This is a genomic window from Mycolicibacterium fluoranthenivorans, from assembly GCF_011758805.1.
In the GTDB taxonomy this organism is placed as follows: Bacteria; Actinomycetota; Actinomycetes; order Mycobacteriales; family Mycobacteriaceae; genus Mycobacterium; species Mycobacterium fluoranthenivorans.
The window spans coordinates 2760610-2777941 of record NZ_JAANOW010000001.1 but is presented as its reverse complement, the minus strand read 5'-3'; the positions used below and the strand labels follow the sequence as shown (position 1 = coordinate 2777941).

The following is a 17332-nucleotide window of genomic DNA, read 5'->3' as shown; positions in this document are numbered from 1 at the left end:
CACCTCAGTCGATGAGGCCGATCTTTCGCGCGAGGAAGGGCAACTCGTGACGCAGCGCCGAGGAGAACAACCGCCAATCGTGCGCCCCGGGTAGCTCGGTGAGATGGATCTGCATTCCGGCAGTCTTGCCGGCCTGGACGATCCGTCGGCCGTCACCGCGTGCCTCGGCATCCGAGGTTCCGGCCACCACCGCTCCGGCACTGTCGGGGTAGCGCCGAGAACCGAGCAGGGTCAGCGGATTGATTCGCTCGAACGCCGTGAAATCACCCCCGAAAGCCTCTGCGACGGTGCGGTTCCGGTCGCCCAGCGTCGGTTCGACGGATCCGGCTATGTCGAGGAATGTGGGATACACGTCGGGATGATTGGTGGCCAGTTGTAGCGCACAGGTCCCGCCGTAGGACGCGCCCGCCACGCTCCAGGCCGAATGATGTTGCGCGACTGTCAGTTTTGCCGAAATCCAGCGCGGCACGTCCACTGCCAAGTAGCTGTCGGCCTTCCCCCTGCGTGAGTCCACACACAGGGGGTCGGCCAGCGGGCCTCCCGTGGGGTCGGGGACGACCACCACCGGTGCCAGGCCCTGGTGCTCGGCAGCGAACGAATCCATCACCACCGACAATCGTCCTGCGCCGAGCCAGTCCTGTGGCGTCCCTGGCTGTCCGGTGAGCAGGATCAGCACCGGCAGCCGAGGCGGCAGCGGCGCGAAGTACGCCGGCGGGAGGTAGATCTTCGCCGGGCGGGCACCGAACGACGACAGCGAACCCGGGATCACCGCCGTGGTGATCTTGCCCCGCGAGTCAAGGTCGGCCGGCCGCTTCCATTGAGATTCCAGAGAACGGTCAGCCGTGGACACCAGTGTTCGTGCGCGACTTGCCGGCAGGGCGATGTCATCGGGATGCGCGATCCCCAGCGCGTACCTGATGGTCGGATAGGCACCGAAGGTGGCGTTGACCTGGTTGGCACATGCCAGTACGGCCACCGCGCACGCCGCCAGCGCGGTCACCTTGAGCCGCCGACGTTGCTCAACGGCGGCAACCCCGCATGCCAGGCAGGCCACGAAGAGCCCGATGCCCACCCATACGTAGACCGAAGCAGTCAGCCGGTCGGGAAAAAGCACCAGCACATGGCGGGCCACATATTGGCCCAGCCAGGTGACGGCGACCGCGAGGACCGCGCCGGCCGCCACCAGAGCCGCTTTCCACGACAGCGGCCTGGGCGCACCGAACAGCCTGATCAGCAGCCACATGACAAGTGATGCGGCACCGACCTGCAGAAGAGTCCGGATGGGTCCCTCGAGGAGAGGCCAGTCCAACATCGTGTACACCGCCTCTGGGATCCTGGACAACACGACCGATGATCGCTGCCACCAACGCCGCGCGGCATCCGCCGATCGGCCAGATCGGCCATCCGGCAGGCCGAATCCCGCAAACGGCGGACAGACCGCGATGAGCCCGGCCCTATGCTTGTGCATGCGGTGTGCCCGAAAGCTAGGGGGATCGGATGACGAAAGTCGTCATCGTCGATGACGAGGCACTGATTCGCTCCGGCTTCAGGTTGATCCTGTCTGCCGTCGAGGGCATTGATGTCGTGGCCACCTGTGACGGCATCCAGGCACTTGACGTCATTGCCGAATATCAACCCGACGTCGTGCTGCTCGATATCCGGATGCCGGGCAAAGACGGACTCAGCATTCTGGCCGACCTGCAGAAAATGCCCGACCCGCCCAAGGTCGCCGTCCTCACCACCTTCGATGCCGACGACTACATCGCCGCCGCCCTTCGACTCGGAGCCGCGGGCTTCCTCCTCAAGGACACCGACCCGGAGCAACTTCCACATATGGTCCGCAGCCTTGCCGCCGGTGGCCTCGTCCTCTCGGACAAAGTCAGTCCCCGGGTGGTCACCGGATACCTCGAAGACCGCACCGATGAGTCGGCGCTCACGATGATCGAGAAGCTCAGCGATCGCGAGACCGAGGTGTTGACACTGCTGGCCCAAGGTCGTTCCAACGCAGAGATCGCCGCCACCATCTATTCGAGCGTCGGAACAGTCAAAGACCAGGTCAGCTCCATCTTGTCCAAACTGTCGGTCAAGTCACGGGTCGAGGCGGCGATCATCGCCCAACGCGCCGGGTTGCTCGAGAACCGATGAAGGCACACGTGCCCGCACCCGCCCGGCGGGTGTTGATTCAGTTCGTGGTGCTTGCCCTCGCGGCCGGCGACGCCGTCGGTTCCCTGCTTGCCGAAGAACCCCCGCGGTATGCGGTGCCCTTGGCCGTGATCGCGGTGGGAGTGTTGCCCTTCCGGAACAAGATGCCCTATCTGGCCCTCGCTCTGACGCTTCCGGGTCTGATTTTCGATGTCACGCTCGCCCCGCTGATTGCGCTGTACACCGTTGCCGAACGCCGGAGTTCGCGGTATGCCCTCGTGCTGTGCATCGCCGCGTTCTTCGTCTGCTACGCCAGTCCGTGGGACCGCGACTACTCCGGCGTGAGCACGATACTGAGCTTGGTCTATGCCATCGTCTTCAGCGCTGCCCCGGTGTGGTTGGGGTTGTTGATCCGGGCCAGGGCCGCGCTGTCGGACAAGCTTGCCGAAATCGAACGTGCCCGCGCGCACGAAGAAGAGCTCCTGGTGCAGCAGGCAATCACGCAGGAACGGACAGCGCTGGCCCGCGAAATGCACGATGTGATTTCGCACAAGGTCAGCCTGATCGCAGTGCAGGCCGGCGCGCTCCAAGTCACCTCTTCGGATCCGGCCTCCGCCGAGACCGCCCGCACCATCCGCGCGCTGAGTGTGCGCACCCTCGATGAACTACGCGAAATGGTCGGTGTGCTGAGGCCATCGGCAACGCACGAGATCGAACTCGCCCCGCAGCCGAGCATCGACGACCTCCCCCACCTGATCGAGACATCGGGTATCGACACCACCATCAACATCGTCGATACCGCGTCGACTCGGCCGTCATCGAGCGTTCAGCGCGCGCTGTACCGGACCGTGCAAGAGGGCCTCACCAATATCGCCAAACACGCACCGGGAGCGCAGGCCACCATGGATCTGTGGATCACCGACGATTCGGCCGAGCTCAGGCTGACGAACTCCGCGTCCACCCGCCCGCCCGAACACCTGCCCAGCTCCCACCACGGGCTGCTGGGACTTCGTGAGCGGGCGGAACTGCTGGGCGGTTCCATTCGATCTCACGGCACCAGTGACGGCGGATTCGAACTGGTGATGAGCATTCCGCTGCAGCAGTAGCCGACTGCGCACAGCGGCTGTTGTTTCGGCCGGTCGGCGGGCGCTCACAGCCACCCGGCGGATTCACCATCCGGCGACGGCCTATGACGATCTAGAGGGCCCACACGGCCAGCCGCTCGCGAAAGAACCAGGCCTCCCTGTTCGCGGCGTTCGTACCCCGAAAAGGACCCCGTCACGATGAAAAACCGCCGCATCATCGTTGCTTCATTGCCACTGACGCTGGCGCTGACCATGGCGGTGCCACCCCTCGCGTTCGCGACACCCAAGCCCCCCAACGAGGAGAGCCTGAAGTACGCAGACGCAGCGAAGGCACTCAAAGACGCGGGCTTCACTGTCCGCGTCGCGTCCAAGATCGGTGACCGCACTGCGCTCGATGAGTGCACGGTCGTCCACCAGCACCTGCGAGGCGAAGCCCAAAGCACCAAGAAGAAGGTGGAGCCGAAGACGGTGCTCATATCGCTGAGCTGCTACGGCGGCACTGCATCGCACACCAGCCCGGGAGATTCGGCAGGCACACCGGCCGCCAGGGCTAGGGCCGCGGCTGCGGCCGCGGCTGCGGCTGCGAAAACGCCGCACTGATCCCGCCGCCGCCTGAGTTCTGTGGGAAAGGTTGAAGATGGCCGAAAGCTGGTCGCTGCTAAAGAGGATGAGATTGGTGCGCGCGAAGTCGAGCACACGAAGAGATCCGATGAACGGTGCGCCGGTTCGAGCGGCACCGTACAAGACGCACAATATCGGAGTCACTCCGCGTAACCCCGTCGTGTGGTGCGCAGCTGCCAGCGAGTTCGCCTTGCTGAACCTGCAGGTGCGCCGAGCCAATCAGTCTTCCCACTCCCCCATCGTCGGTGACGCTGACGCCAATGTGTCACTCACCAGTTACGGCCCGCGGATCGCCACGGTGTGGAAGACCATCGAATCGATCGGCGCCGGCAGCGTCAAACCTCGGCGCATCATCTTGTGGCTCGATGATCCCGCCGCACTCGCCGATCCACCCGCTTCCCTCCGGCGCCTCCAAACGAGGGGACTGGAGATCCGCGGATGCCCAGATTACGGCCCGCACAAGAAGTACTTCCCTTATGTCACAAGTATTCTGCCCGAACATCCCACTCGCACGCTCGTGACCGCCGATGACGACGTCTACTATCCGGCGACCTGGCTCGAAGAGTTACTGGCCGCCCACCTCCCCGAACAGGTGACAGCTTTCCGCGCGCGGATACGCACCGACGGCCCGTATCGCCAATGGGCACTGTGCAGTACCACGAAGGCATCTGACACCGTGTTCGCAACCGGAACCTCCGGCGTCGCGTACTCGGAGCCGGTGCTTCAGGCGCTGAGAGAACGCGGCGACGAGTTCACCACCGTATGCCCCCGTGCCGACGACTTCTGGCTCCACTACGCGACGATCGCAAGCGGCCTGAAAGTCAGGCAGGTCCGCAATACCGCCGCCTTATGGTGGTCCACCAGCCTCTCAAAGGAGGGCCTATGGGACGGCACCGGAAGAGCCAACGACAGCATCGCACTTGACACCCGCAAAGCGTGGCTCGCCGACTAGGACTTCGAAGGGCGACCGACTTTCCGGGGCGTGGTGCCGGCTATATACGAGACAAGACCGGTGGCCTCGAACTCCCAGTTACTGCGACAACACACATCACAGATCTTGTATGGTCAGCAAATGGCCGACCCCCGTGTCCTGGAACTCGACCTGCCGCACCTGCGCATGACGGCATTGGAGTGGGGCCCGTCCGACGGCAGGCTGGCTGTGTGTGTGCACGGCTTCCCCGACAGCGCGCACAGCTGGCGTCTTGTGGCACCGGCACTGGCCGACAAGGGGTTTCGCGTCATCGCACCGTTCACTCGGGGTTACGCCCCGACCGGTCCCGCGCCCGACGGGGACTATCACTTGGGCGCACTCATGTCCGACCTGATCGATCTGCACGCCGCGCTCGGGGCTCCCGCGGACGCGGTGCTCATTGGCCACGACTGGGGAGGCTGGACCGCCAACGCGCTGGCCGCGTACCCCGACTCGCCGTTCGCGGCGCATATCTCGATGGCGCTGCCACCGATCCGCGTCATCGCCAGCTCCTCGTTCGGGCTGGCCCGGACGGCGAAGATGGCAGCGATCCAGCTGCGCAACAGCTGGTACATCCTGTTCTTCCAGCTTCCGTTCCTGCCGGAGCGGGTGCTGGGCCGGGTGATCCCGCGGTTGTGGAAGGACTGGTCGCCGCGGCACGCCGATGTCGCCGGCGATGTGGCCAGGACGTTGGCTGCGCTGCCCACGCCGGCGCACCGCCGGGCCGCCGTCGCGTACTACCGGGCGAACGCCCGCTTTACGCCGGCCACGGCGCCCTACCGGCGCCTGCACCGCTACCGACTCGACCTCCCCCGCGTAAGCATGCTGTTGCTCCACGGCGATCAGGACGGGTGCATGCAGGTCGGCTACCTGGAGCACGCGCAGAAACAACTACCGGACGGCAGCAAGGTCCAGATCATCCCGGGCGCAGGACATTTCCTGCAGGTGGACAAGCCCGAAGCCGTGACGGTGGCGATCCTGGATTACCTGGCCCAGCTAGGTCTGGCCGACCCGCCCGGTGAGTGACTGGATGGTCTGGATCTCGCTGGCCCGGTAGGCGCGGCCATCGGGGTACAACAGGTCGTGGAACCACAGTTTGGGCTCGGCCGCGTCCGGGTGATCCCAGGAATCCCACGGGAAGTAGGTCTGTGTCTTTCCCGCCACCAGGCCCCAGTTGTACATGCCGATATTGCGGCGTTTGGCGATGGGAAGGATGGCCTCGATGGTGCTGCCCTCCGGTCGGGCCAGGTACTCGGTGCACAGCAGGGGACGCCCCAGCGGTACCAGCTCGTTGACGCGATCCTCGAAGTCTGCCGGCTTTCCATACGAGTGGAAGCTGATGACATCGGAGTTGTCCAGCTGGACCCGTGCCATATCGCTGAGCTTGCCCGGCGCCCAACTCCCCTGCCAGACACCACTTGTCAAGGGCTGGACCGGGTTGGCCGCCCGCGCCCATTGAAACACCTGCGGCAGCAGCGCCGTCACCAGCGCGACCTTGTCGGACCGCTCCGATTTACGGTAGACCTTCGCCGGGTTGTCGGGCTCGTTCCACAGATCCCAGCCCAAGACCCTGGTGTCGTTGCGGAACAGGCCGATGACGCCGGTGACGTAGTCCAACAACACTTTCCGGTATTGCTGATCCCCCAGCAGCGCTGCACCCGGGCTCTGCACCCAGCCGGAATTGTGCACGCCGGGAACCGGCGCGTGCTGGGGTCCCAGCTTGGGGTGCGGGTCCCAGCAGGAATCGAACAACACGAACAGCGGTTTGATGCCGTGGCTGGCCGCGATGCTGACGAACTGCGCGAGCTTGCGCGCGAAGCCGGGACGGTCCTGCACCCACAGCTGATCGTGCAGGAACACTCGCATGGTGTTGAAGCCGATCTGCTGGGCGACGCGAAGTTCGCCGTCGATGCGGCGCGGGTCGTACGTGCCTGACTGCCACATCTCGATCTGGTTGATCGCGTTTGCCGGGATGTAGTTGGCGCCTACCAGCCAATCTTGAGCTTTGTACCAGGCATTGGCGCGATCAGCGGTCCACCGCGCGGAATCTGCCGAGGCAAGGGGTATGTGGGTCAGCGCAGCACCGGCAGCCAGGAACAGGGGCAATTTGAGGGCGGTACGACGATCCACTTGGCGACCATAGTTTGCCAACACTCGGTAATCCGCCTCGCTTATCGAATAGCAACCAATGGGCGTGGGAATCGTTATAACCGGACGCCCGCCCCCGGAAGCGTCCGTAAGATGCGAGGCGTGCGGTACCCCGCTCGCCGTGAAATCCTCCGGTACTTACTCGCTGCGCCGGCCCTCGCCGTTACGCCCGCCGCGCTCGCACAGGCAGATGTCGCCACGCTCATAGACTTCGCACAGCGCTTGATTCCAGCCGACCAGATCGCCGGCGCCGATCTTCTTCAGTGTCGACGAGGACATCGACGCAGCCACTTGGAAAAGCACTGCACTGCAATGGTTTTTGGATGGGAGTCCACATGATTGAGGTATTGCAGGATATGCCCGCCGGCGTGACCGGGATCCGGGTGTCCGGCCGGATCAGCGGAGACGACTTGCGGGCCTTCCAGCCGACCATGGAACAACTGGGCAACGCCGGCGAGATCCGGATAGTCGAGGTCATCGCAGCGGACTATGCGGGGTTCGGCCCGGGTGGCCTGGCCGCGGATCTGAAGTTGGGTTTCGGCACGCTGCTGCAGCATCATTCGGCGTTCAAGCGGGTCGCGGTGGTGTCCGACAAGGAGTGGGTCAAACACACCCTGCACGCCCTGGCGTGGATGGTCCCTGGTGAGCTCGCGATCTTCGGGTTGGACGAATTGGACCAGGCCAAGCACTGGGCTGCCCAATAGCTCAGCGCTCGCCCGCGTGGCGCGCCAACCGGATGTCGGCGAGCTCACGCATCTCCCCCAGCAACCGTGCCGCGACGCGGGCGGCCAGCCACAATGCCGCCCGGTCGTCCTCGGACAGGCCGTCCAGCAGATCGGCGATGCGCTCAAGGCGCACCTCCTTGCGCCCGGCCCATAGTTCCCGGCCGGCGGCGCCGACCATCACCAACGAGACTCGGCCGTCCTCGGGGTCACTCCAGCGTTCCACCAGACCCTGACGCTCCATACGTTGCACCAGCTGGGTCATTCCCGATTGGCTGGATCCCTCGGCCTCGGCCAGTGCAGTCAGCCGCATCGGGCCCTCGCGGTCCAGCCGGTTGAGTACCAGGGTCGCACTGGCGCTCAGATCGTCGCGGTCCACCAGGTACCGCCACATGAGGTCGGTACTCGTCTCGATCATCGCCGACACTGCTGCCGCGTCATCGCCGGTGGAAGGGGCCGCCACCTGGCATTTATATCATGTGCAGGAATTAATTGACGGCACGGACACGTTGGTGACGCCGAGATCTCCTGGCAATGGCCTGTGAATCCTGTGGCCCGCGTTGCCTCTCGGAACAATTTTAGATCCCGTATGCGATATAGATTTCGTTGCGCGCGGATAGGCCGCGGCATGGATCGGGGTGTGCGGGTGAGCCAGCGTTCAGTCGGCAGGGTTGTGTTGGAGCGGGCCTGGTTACCGTTGGTCGCCGTCATCGCCGTCAGTGTCGGCGCCGTCTGCATGTGGAAGGTGCACCAGAGCTCTGCCCCCGGACCGGTGATCGCGGTCAACGGTCCGCAGGCTCCCGAGGAGTTCACCCCCAAACAGCTCACCTATGAGTTGTTCGGGGACCTGGGCAGTGGCGGCATGCTGGTCTACGTCGACTTGGACGCCCATCCACACCAGGTCGACATCGCCGAACTGCCGTGGTCACACACCGAGACCACGACGCTGACCGTCGTGTCCGGCAGCATCTCGGCACAGGTGAAGGGCGGCCAGGTCGGCTGCCGCATGCTGGTGAACGGTGTGGTCCGCGATCAGCAGTCGGCCACCAGGGAGAACGCGGATGTTACCTGCCGGGTGAAGTCCGCGTGAGTGCACATCAGGCCAAGCGCCCGTTCTTCGCGCGGACGGTCCGCCTGCTGGCCATCCCGATCATCGTCTTCTGGGGACTGGTCGCGGTCAGCACCAACACCTTCATCCCCAAGGTGGAGGATGTGGCCGCCGAACTGGCCGGTCCGATGATCCCGACCTACGCACCGTCGCAGGTGGCGATGTTGCACATCGGCGAGAAGTTCCAGGAATCCACGTCCACCAGTCTCACCATGGTGGTGTTGGAGGCCGACCATCCGTTGGGCGAGCAGGATCACCGGTACTACGACGACTTGGTGCAGCGCCTGCAGCACGACACCCGGCACGTGCAGTACGTCATGGACCTGTGGGGCAAGCCGATCACCGCGGCGGGCGCCCAGAGTGTCGACGGTAAGGCGACGTATGTGCTGCTGCGACTGGCCGGCGATATCGGCCAGATCCAGGCGAACCAATCGGTGGACGCCGTGCGGCACATCGTCGCCGAGGACACCCCGCCGCCGGGGCTCAAGGTCTATGTCAGCGGTGCGGCACCCTTGGCCTCGGACACCCTGTCGATCGCCAACTCCAGCCTCAACAACATCACCATCGTGACGATCTTCCTGATCATCGCGATGCTGCTGATCGTCTACCGCTCCCCGAGCACCGTGTTGGTGCCGCTGGCCAGCGTGCTGTTCGAGATGCTGATCGCCAAGGGCGTGGTGTCCACGCTCGGGCACTTCGGTGTCATCCCGTTGTCCTCCTTCGCGGTGAACATGGTGGTATCGCTGACGCTCGGCGCCGGAACCGACTACGGCATCTTCCTGTTGGGCCGCTATCACGAGGCCCGCCAGGCCGGCGAGACCCGCGAGCAGGCCTACTACACCGCCTACAAGGGCGTGTCCCCCATCATCATCGGTTCGGGCCTGACCATCGCCGGCGCCGGCTTCTGCCTGAGCTTCGCGCGACTGGACTACTTCCACACCATGGGCCCGGCGGTCGCCATCGCGATGTTGCTGACGATCTCGGCGGCGCTGACACTCGGCCCGGCCATCCTGACCGTCGGCAGCCTCTTCGGTTTGTTCGACCCGAAACGGGTTGTCCGAGGCCATCTTTACCGCCGGATCGCGGCCAGTGTCGTGCGCTGGCCGGTGCCGATTCTGGCCGCCAGCTGCGCCGTCGTCATGCTGGGAGCGGTCTTCGTGCCGACCTATCGGGTCAGCTACGACGACCGCACGTACCAACCCGCCGACGCACCCGCCAACCAGGGGTTCGCCGCGTCCGACCGGCACTTCGCCCCGAGCAAGCTGTTCACCGAGATGCTGATGGTCGAGTCCGACCACGACCTGCGCAACTCCGCCGATTTCATCTCGCTGGACCGGGTGGCCAAGGCGCTGATCCGGCTGCCCGGCGTGGCGATGGTGCAGAGCATCACCCGGCCTCTGGGCCGGCCGCTGGACCATGCCAGCATTCCGTACCTGTTCACCACCCAGGGCAGCGGCAGCGGCCAGCAGTTGCCGTTCAACCAGCAGGCCAACGGCGATACCGACAAACAGGCTCAGATCCAGGCGGACACCGTCGCGACACTGGGCAAGACGATCGACCTCACCCAGAAGATGGCCGACGATCTGCACAGCACCGTGCTCACCTTCGAGAATCTGCAGCAGGTCACCGACGAGGTCAACTCCGATGTTGCCAACCTCGACGACTTCATGCGACCGCTGAAGAACTACTTCTACTGGGAGCCACACTGTTTCGACATTCCGGTGTGCTACGCCTTCAAGTCGCTGTTCGACGGGTTGGACGGCATCGACGCGCTCAACGCCCAGATCGCCAACGCGACCGCCGACTTCCAGGCCATCGATGCACTGATGCCGCAGATGATCACCCAGCTGAAGATCCAGCGAGACCAGACGCAGGCCCTGCAGGCCGTCATCGTGAACTCCTACGGCCCGTCACACCTGCAGTCCACCCAGACCGATCAGACCTTCGACGACATGATCAACGTGGGCAACGATTTCGACGCATCTCGCAGCGACGACTTCTTCTACATGCCCCGGGAGGCCTTCGACAACGAAGACGTCAAGACCGGGATGAAACTCATGATCTCACCCGACGGCAAGGCCGCGCGGTTCATCGTCACGCATGAGGGCAACGCCATGGGGCCCGAGGGTGTCGAGCACGTCGAACAGTTCCCCGACGCCATCAAGGCGGCGCTGAAGGAGACGTCGCTGGCCGGGTCGCGCATCTATATCGGTGGCGCGGGATCCAACAACAAGGACATCAAGCAGTACGGCGCGTCAGATCTGCTGATCGTGGCGATCGCCGCGTTCATCCTGATCTTCCTGATCATGTTGTTCATCACGCGAAGTCTGATCGCCGCCTTGGTGATTCCCGGCACGGTGGCCTTCTCGTTCGCCGGCGCGTTCGGGCTCTCGGTGCTGGTGTGGCAACACCTGATCGGACTGCACCTGCACTGGCTGGTGCTGCCGATCACGTTCATCATCCTGGTCGCGGTCGGATCCGACTACAACCTGTTGCTGATCGCCCGCGTCAAAGAGGAGGTGCACGCGGGGTTGCACACCGGACTCATCCGGGCGCTCGGCAGCACCGGCGGCGTGGTGACCTCGGCGGGGCTGGTGTTCGCGTTCACCATGCTGGCGATGCTCACCAGCGATCTGCGCACCATCGGGCAGGTCGGTACGACGGTGTGCATCGGCCTGCTGCTGGACACCCTGATCGTGCGGTCCTTCATCGTGCCGTGCCTGATCCGGATTCTGGGCCCCTGGTTCTGGTGGCCGACGCTGGTGCGTACCCGGCCACTGCGAGCCCCGTCCGATGTCGCGGGGGTGCGGCGATGAGCCTGTGGGCGACCCTGACGATCGTCTCCTTCGGGGCCTTGATGGTCTTCGCCATCCTGGCGTCGATCTTCGTGGCGCGTCTGGTGCGACGGCCCACCCTGCCGTTGAGCGAGGACGTCGGAGGGGTCGCCGAGGTGCTGCGCAAACTGCGCAAACGTGAGCCGATGACCGATGAGGAGGTGACGCTGGCGCGACAGGCGGTGACCGATCGCGGGTCGTTCCTGGCGCTGTGCATCCCCCTGACCATCTTCAGCATCGGCTGCTTCTACGTGTTCGGCAGCCTCGAACATCTGCACGGCCTACGGCCTTCCGAACGCACGTTCCTCGGCGTCATCCCGATGTTCACCTCCACCAATCTGGGCATCCGGATGCTCAAGAGCGCCGGCCTGAAACGGCGGCTACCGAAGCTTGCAGCCCAGCGTGTGGAAGAGTGACGGCATCCTCGACGACTACCTGCGCCAGTTCGACGAACCCGCCGGCTACCTCGACTTCGCGCGGGTCGGGCCACCCTCGCGCGCGGTGAGGGAGACCACCACCGAGCTGCTGGAGCAGGTCGCCACCGCAGGCGTGGGCACCGTCCATGACCTGATGCGGCAGGAGCATCGGGCCAAAGCCGCCGTCGCCCGGTTGACCGGGACCGACGTCGGCCACGTCGTGCTGGTGCCGAACACCAGCTTCGGCTTGTTCCAGGCCGCGTTCCACGCACCGGCGGGCAGCGAGGTCCTCATCTCACCGAGCGAGTTCCCCGCCAACACCTATCCGTGGCGCCGAGCCGAACAGGCAGGGCGCCTCGCGGTGCGGCAGATGGACTCCGGGCCTGCCACCCCCGAGCTGGTGGCCGGGGCACTGACACCGAGCATCTCGCTCGTCGCGCTGAGCGCCGTGGACTTCCGGACCGGCTACCGGGCAGATCTGGCCGCGCTGCGTGACGTCGTCGGGGACCGCCTGCTGGTCATCGATGGGATTCAGGGCTTCGGCAGCACCGACGAGCCGTGGGAAGTGGCCGATGTGCTCGTCGTCGGCGGCCAGAAGTGGCTGCGCGCCGGATGGGGCACCGGGTTCGCGGTGCTCTCCGATCGTGCCCTCGACGTCATGGAACCCATCCTTTCGGGATGGACGGGTGCCCGTGACGCCGACGTCTTCGACGACATGGTCCACCCGCCGGAACCCACCGCGGCCGGGTGGGCGATCACCCACCTCAGCCCGGTCACCTCCGGTGCGTTCGCGGCCGCCCTCGAACTCGTCGAGCAGACCGGCGTGGCCGCGATCGCCGGACGCATCGCCGAACGAGTGACCGTGTTGGAGCAGATGCTGCGGTCCCTGGGCGCACAGATCGTCTCCGATACGCAGCGGCGCGCCGGAATCCTCGCGTTCACGATGCCCGGCCATCCGGCGCCCGACGTCGGTGCCGCGCTCTCGGCGGCGGGCATCGCGGCGACCGTCCGGCGCGAACACGTCAGGCTTTCGCCACACGCCTCGACGCCGCCGCAGACCGTGGCGCTGCTGCAATCGGCACTCAAGTCCCTCGGCGGCACCTAGACTACTACTGTGCGCCGCTGCCAGGTAGTCGTTGCGCCGCTGCTGCTCGTCACCGTCATCCTCATCGGATGTTCTTCTCCCGCACCACAATCAGGACCGATGCCGGCCACGCCGGCGGCTTCCCCGCCGCGTGCCGCCATGCTGGACGAGACGATGACGGCGCCCGGGGCCCCACCACCGTTGGCTGCCGATCCGGCGCAGCTGGCCGACGATCTGGTCACCGACGAACGGGCGCTGCGCGACCCGGCCACGGCCGAACCGGCGCTGAGCCAAGCCGCCCGGCGCCAGCAGGTGGCCTACCGGGCCATCGGCCGCCACCCCGAATGGGACGGGATCATCCGGCCGCGGATCCCGGCCGAGCTTCTGGAGGGCTACGACCGCAATATCGATGCCCGCCGGCAACTCGCCGCGATGGCGCACCCCAAAGACACCGTGCCCGCGTGGCGCATCGTCCCGCCCGCCCCGGCCGACGAGCTGATGAACTACTACCGCGAATCCGAGGCGGCCTCCGGCGTCGGGTGGAACTACCTGGCCGCGATCAACCTGGTCGAGACCCGGTTCGGCAGCATCGCCGGGGACAGTGTGGCGGGCGCGCAGGGACCGATGCAGTTCATGCCGTCCACCTTCGCCTCCTACGGCGACGGTGATATCCGGTCACCGCGCGACAGCATCATGGCGGCCGGTCGATACCTGGCCGCCAATGGCTTTGCCGACGACCATGATCGCGCGCTGTTCCGCTACAACCACGCCGACGAGTACGTCCGCGCGGTCGACGACTACGCCACGGCCATGGCGGCTGACCCGGCGGCGTTCCCCACCTTCTACCGTTGGGAGGTCTACTACGTGACGACCGCCGGTGACGTACTGCTACCGATCGGTTACGCCGCCGACGCGCCGATCCCGGTGGACAAATACCTCACGGTGCACCCGCAGTAGCGCGTCAGCCGGTGCCGACTATCCGGCGCCCTTGCCGTTGTCGACGCGGTAGACCGCGCCGTGGACGGCCGCGGCGGCGTCACTGGCGAGGAAGGCGATCACGTTGGCCACGTGGAGTGGTGGCATCAAGCCGCGCGGCGCCGCCGTACGCATGATCAGGTCGTAGTTTGGATCCTCGGGCGGACTGAATTGCTCGATCTGCGGGGTCAGCATGCCACCTGGGCATACGGCATTGACCCGCAGGCGTTCCGCGGTGTACTCCACTGCCAGCGCACGGGTGAGCCCGATCAGTCCGTGCTTGGCCGCACAGTAGCCGGCCGAGTACGCCTGGCCTTCGACACCGGCGATGGAGGCGACGTTGACGATGTTGCCGCCGCGAGCGAGCAGGTGCGGCAGCGCCGCCCGACACAGATAGGACGGTCCGCTGAGATTGACGGCGAGGTCGTCGGCCCAGTCCTCGTCGGTGAGCGTTTCCGTTCGGCGCATCTGGTGTCGCCCCGCGACGTTGATCAGGATGTCCAGACCGCCCCATTGCGTGACGCACTGTTCGATGGCGTCGCGGCAGGCCTGAGCGGATGTCACGTCGACCACGGCGTGCGAGCCGCGCTCCACGTCCGCGAAGACCTCCGCAAGCCGCGTGGCATCGCGGGCGATCCCGAAAACCGTTGCCCCCTGGCGTGATAACAGGCGGGCGGTCTCGGCCCCAAGACCTGATGAGGCGCCCGTCACGAAGGCGACCTTGTCCTTCAGCGCCGGCATCAGTGGGCGTCCGCCTTGGCGCCCTCTGCCTGTTGCAGGTTCTCGGCGACCTCCTGGTGCCAGAATTCGTTGGCGTGGTGGGTGTCCACTTCCAACTCGAAGCGGTCGGTCATATCGCTGGTGACGTCGGCGGCGTCGACGTAGAACTGTTCATACCAGCGCCGGTGCTGATAGACCGCGCCGTCCTCTTCGGTGAGCAACGGATTCTCGATGCGGCTCTTGTGTTTCCAGATCTCGACATCCTCCAGGAAGCCCTCGCCGAACGATTTGTTCATCGCCGTGGCGAGCTTCGTGGCGTTCTCGGCGGGCATGCCCGGGATCAGCTGCACCGCGACGCCCCACTGCAGCACGAAGGAATCGTGCGACACCGGGTAGTGGCAGTTGATCAGGGCGACCTCGATGGTGAAATCGGGGGCAACGTCGTTGTGCAGCCAGTTGATCATGTAGGCGGGGCCGAAGTAGGTGGCCTCCGAGCGCAGCTTCGTTCCCTCCCAGAGCTTCTCGTAATTCTTGGTGGTGTCCGGGCGGGCCTTGGACTCCATGAACTGCGAGGCGGTGTGCCCTTCGATGACGTTCTTGAAGTAGGTCGGGTAGGCGTGGTGAATGTAGAAGAAGTGCGCCATGTCGACGTTGTTGTCGACGATCTCGCGGCAGTGCGAGCCCTCGATGGGGATCGAGTTCCACGACCACGGTGACCACTGCCCCTCGTCGTACCCCTCGATGGTCGGGGGGAACAATTCGGGCGGCGGCGCGGAGCCTTCGGGGTCGTGCCACACCAACAACTGGCCGTTGACCTCGCCGGTGGGCCATCGTCGGGTGCGGGCCAGCCGCGGTGTGCGCTTGGCGTACGGCACCAGGGAGCACTTGCCGGTCGAGCCTTGCCAGCGCCAATCGTGGAACGGGCACGCCACCGAGTCGCCCTTCACCGAACCCCGCGAGAGATCGCCACCCATGTGCCGGCAGTAGGCATCCAGCACCTGGAGGTCGCCGTGCGAATCAGCGAAGACCACCAGACGCGTTCCGAATGCGTTGACGGCGTGCGGTTGTCCGTCCCGGAAGTCCTCGGCCAATCCGACGCAGTGCCAGCCGCGCGCGAAGCGTTCCATGGGCGCGCCCGTGTCGATCTCCCGGACGTCATCCCGGATGTCGTTGTTGCCTGCAGCCACGATGGCGCCTCCTCTTTCCGCACCTCACACTTTAAGCACAGATGCTTATTTTGTCAGGTGCGATTATTATTCTGCCCATGAGGCGAGGTCAGCAGGCCCGAACGGCAATCTTGGACGCAGCCGAACGGCTGATCGCAGAGCGCGGCGCCCAGGTGCCGTTGCGCGATATCGCACAGGCCGCCGGCCAGCGCAACAACTCCGCGGTCAACTACTACTTCCGCAATCGCCAGGAGTTGATCGACGCCGTGGTGCAACGTCGACTCCAGCCGATGGAACGCGAACGACGTCTCATGCTCGACGCGCTGGGACCCGCTGCCGGCCATGACGTGCACGCCCTGTTGAGAGTGCTGGTCTTGCCGCTGACGACAGTCGAAAGCGACTGCTATGCACAGTTTCTCAGGGCGGCCGCCGTCTACTTGCCGACCGATACCGACAGCGCCGAGGATTCGGCGTGGAGTGAGGTGCTCGACCGCCTGGCCCGCATGATCCCGACGAGCGACTCCTTTGCGCGCCGACGTCGGGTCGCAGCGCTGGGTACCGCGATGTTCGCGCTGCTCGCCGAACTCGAACGGACGGCAGGCAGTCCATCGAACTGCGCCGGAAGTCTGGACGAGGTCATCGAAATGCTCGCCGCGATGCTGACGGCTCCCGTTCCGGCGGTGGCGGCTGCCCGGTGACGCCGGCCACCGATCAGTCTCCTGCTCCCCAATATTGTGAGATGCCATGAGCGCCGACAGCGAGCCCTTAGGCAGAGATGACATCGCCGCCGCCATCGCCGCCAGAGAGCACGCTCGCCAACCCTCCCGTGGTGTCCGGATCGCTGATGTCACCGCCTGCCTGCTGTTGATCGCGGTCCAGGTTGGCGGGGCTCTGCTTGCGTTCATGAGCTTCATGGCCATACCGATGAGCATCGACAACTGCGCCTACCAGACGTGCGGCGACGAAAAGTGGATCAACTACGCCATGTGGATCGCGCTCGCATCGATGGCACCGGCCGGTCTGTTCTCCGGTATTGGACTCATCCAGTTGGGGCGCAACAGAATCGGATTCTGGCTGCCGCTGATCGGCGTCCTCGCGCAGGGAACCACACTGTGGGCCGCCTGGAGGATTGCCGCGCTGGCCGGGCCTATCAGCGGATAAGTCGGCCACGGCATGTGCCGACGCACAGCGGTATCGCCATCACCAGGCATTGGCGAGTTGTCGGGTCGATCGGCTCCGTGTACCTTGGCGGTCAACGCGAAAAGCGACCGCTCAGCCGGTCGTCGACACGGTTGCCAAGTCTCACAGTCTCGGCCACCCAGCGCCCTTTGACCGAACAGC

Annotated in this window: 19 protein-coding genes; 13 read left to right on the top strand and 6 right to left on the bottom strand. The window is 65.4% G+C overall.

The genetic code is table 11. The features are described from left to right. Window positions 1–4: 4 nt before the first annotated feature. Entirely contained in the window at window positions 5–1312 is a 1308-nt protein-coding gene (locus FHU31_RS13505; protein ID WP_167158983.1) for an alpha/beta hydrolase, read from the bottom strand. Window positions 1313–1497: 185 nt separating this feature from the next. Between FHU31_RS13505 and FHU31_RS13500 the strand changes: the two genes are divergently transcribed. The 5 genes from FHU31_RS13500 to FHU31_RS13480 all read left to right on the top strand — a co-directional run bounded on the left by FHU31_RS13500 (window position 1498) and on the right by FHU31_RS13480 (window position 5844). Then, on the top strand, window positions 1498–2145 hold the full coding sequence (locus tag FHU31_RS13500; protein ID WP_167158982.1) for a response regulator: 648 nt from the start codon (window positions 1498–1500) through the stop codon (window positions 2143–2145). A gap of 8 nt (window positions 2146–2153) precedes the next feature. Beyond that, the gene (locus FHU31_RS31860) at window positions 2154–3248 is read left to right on the top strand and encodes a sensor histidine kinase (RefSeq protein ID WP_167158980.1); all 1095 of its coding nucleotides are present in this window, start codon (window positions 2154–2156) and stop codon (window positions 3246–3248) included. A 177-nt stretch (window positions 3249–3425) separates the two neighbouring features. Further along, window positions 3426–3827 carry a hypothetical protein gene (locus FHU31_RS13490; protein ID WP_167158978.1) on the top strand — a complete coding sequence of 134 codons (402 nt, stop codon included), beginning with the start codon at window positions 3426–3428 and terminating at the stop codon, window positions 3825–3827. Between the two features lie 37 nt (window positions 3828–3864). Further along, window positions 3865–4800: a hypothetical protein gene (locus FHU31_RS13485; RefSeq protein WP_234901195.1), complete on the top strand. Its 936-nt coding sequence runs from the start codon at window positions 3865–3867 to the stop codon at window positions 4798–4800. A 120-nt stretch (window positions 4801–4920) separates the two neighbouring features. Beyond that, entirely contained in the window at window positions 4921–5844 is a 924-nt protein-coding gene (locus FHU31_RS13480) for an alpha/beta fold hydrolase (RefSeq protein WP_167158976.1), read from the top strand. Here FHU31_RS13480 and FHU31_RS13475 read toward each other — a convergent pair. Together FHU31_RS13475 and FHU31_RS13470 are read right to left on the bottom strand one after the other, a co-directional pair. Further along, window positions 5815–6948 (bottom strand): glycoside hydrolase 5 family protein, encoded by a 1134-nt coding sequence (locus tag FHU31_RS13475; protein ID WP_167158974.1) that lies wholly within the window; start codon window positions 6946–6948, stop codon window positions 5815–5817. The two genes, FHU31_RS13480 and FHU31_RS13475, sit on opposite strands and share 30 nt — an antisense overlap. A gap of 156 nt (window positions 6949–7104) precedes the next feature. Continuing rightward, a complete protein-coding gene (locus FHU31_RS13470; RefSeq protein ID WP_167158972.1) occupies window positions 7105–7245 on the bottom strand; it encodes a hypothetical protein in 141 nt (46 codons plus the stop codon). Between the two features lie 56 nt (window positions 7246–7301). On the opposite strand from FHU31_RS13470, the gene FHU31_RS13465 reads away from it, so the two are divergent. After that, window positions 7302–7670 carry a SpoIIAA family protein gene (locus tag FHU31_RS13465; protein WP_167158970.1) on the top strand — a complete coding sequence of 123 codons (369 nt, stop codon included), beginning with the start codon at window positions 7302–7304 and terminating at the stop codon, window positions 7668–7670. Between the two features lies 1 nt (window position 7671). Here FHU31_RS13465 and FHU31_RS13460 read toward each other — a convergent pair whose 3' ends face one another. Further along, window positions 7672–8151 (bottom strand): MarR family transcriptional regulator, encoded by a 480-nt coding sequence (locus FHU31_RS13460; RefSeq protein WP_263988091.1) that lies wholly within the window; start codon window positions 8149–8151, stop codon window positions 7672–7674. 183 nt (window positions 8152–8334) lie between these two features. On the opposite strand from FHU31_RS13460, the gene FHU31_RS13455 reads away from it, so the two are divergent. From FHU31_RS13455 to FHU31_RS13435, 5 genes are all read left to right on the top strand, one after another. Continuing rightward, the gene (locus FHU31_RS13455; protein WP_167158968.1) at window positions 8335–8778 is read left to right on the top strand and encodes an MmpS family transport accessory protein; all 444 of its coding nucleotides are present in this window, start codon (window positions 8335–8337) and stop codon (window positions 8776–8778) included. Further along, window positions 8775–11612 (top strand): MMPL/RND family transporter, encoded by a 2838-nt coding sequence (locus tag FHU31_RS13450; protein WP_409371240.1) that lies wholly within the window; start codon window positions 8775–8777, stop codon window positions 11610–11612. The genes FHU31_RS13455 and FHU31_RS13450 overlap by 4 nt, the downstream gene beginning before the upstream one ends. Further along, window positions 11609–12046: a hypothetical protein gene (locus FHU31_RS13445; protein WP_167158966.1), complete on the top strand. Its 438-nt coding sequence runs from the start codon at window positions 11609–11611 to the stop codon at window positions 12044–12046. The genes FHU31_RS13450 and FHU31_RS13445 overlap by 4 nt, the downstream gene beginning before the upstream one ends. Then, window positions 12033–13151 carry an aminotransferase class V-fold PLP-dependent enzyme gene (locus FHU31_RS13440; RefSeq protein WP_263988092.1) on the top strand — a complete coding sequence of 373 codons (1119 nt, stop codon included), beginning with the start codon at window positions 12033–12035 and terminating at the stop codon, window positions 13149–13151. Before FHU31_RS13445 ends, FHU31_RS13440 begins: the two co-directional genes overlap by 14 nt. 99 nt (window positions 13152–13250) lie before the next feature. Continuing rightward, window positions 13251–14087 (top strand): lytic transglycosylase domain-containing protein, encoded by an 837-nt coding sequence (locus tag FHU31_RS13435; protein WP_167158964.1) that lies wholly within the window; start codon window positions 13251–13253, stop codon window positions 14085–14087. 18 nt (window positions 14088–14105) lie between these two features. Here the strand turns inward: FHU31_RS13435 and FHU31_RS13430 are convergent, their stop codons facing one another. Continuing rightward, a complete protein-coding gene (locus FHU31_RS13430) occupies window positions 14106–14846 on the bottom strand; it encodes an SDR family NAD(P)-dependent oxidoreductase (protein ID WP_167158962.1) in 741 nt (246 codons plus the stop codon). Next, window positions 14846–15952 (bottom strand): 3-ketosteroid-9-alpha-monooxygenase, oxygenase component, encoded by a 1107-nt coding sequence (locus FHU31_RS13425; protein WP_167161005.1) that lies wholly within the window; start codon window positions 15950–15952, stop codon window positions 14846–14848. The genes FHU31_RS13430 and FHU31_RS13425 overlap by 1 nt, the downstream gene beginning before the upstream one ends. 137 nt (window positions 15953–16089) lie before the next feature. Here FHU31_RS13425 and FHU31_RS13420 point away from each other — a divergent pair, with 137 nt between their 5' ends. Both FHU31_RS13420 and FHU31_RS13415 read left to right on the top strand, forming a co-directional pair. After that, window positions 16090–16689: a TetR/AcrR family transcriptional regulator gene (locus tag FHU31_RS13420; RefSeq protein WP_167158960.1), complete on the top strand. Its 600-nt coding sequence runs from the start codon at window positions 16090–16092 to the stop codon at window positions 16687–16689. A 46-nt stretch (window positions 16690–16735) separates the two neighbouring features. Continuing rightward, the gene (locus tag FHU31_RS13415) at window positions 16736–17152 is read left to right on the top strand and encodes a hypothetical protein (RefSeq protein ID WP_167158958.1); all 417 of its coding nucleotides are present in this window, start codon (window positions 16736–16738) and stop codon (window positions 17150–17152) included. The last annotated feature ends 180 nt before the right edge of the window (window positions 17153–17332 follow it).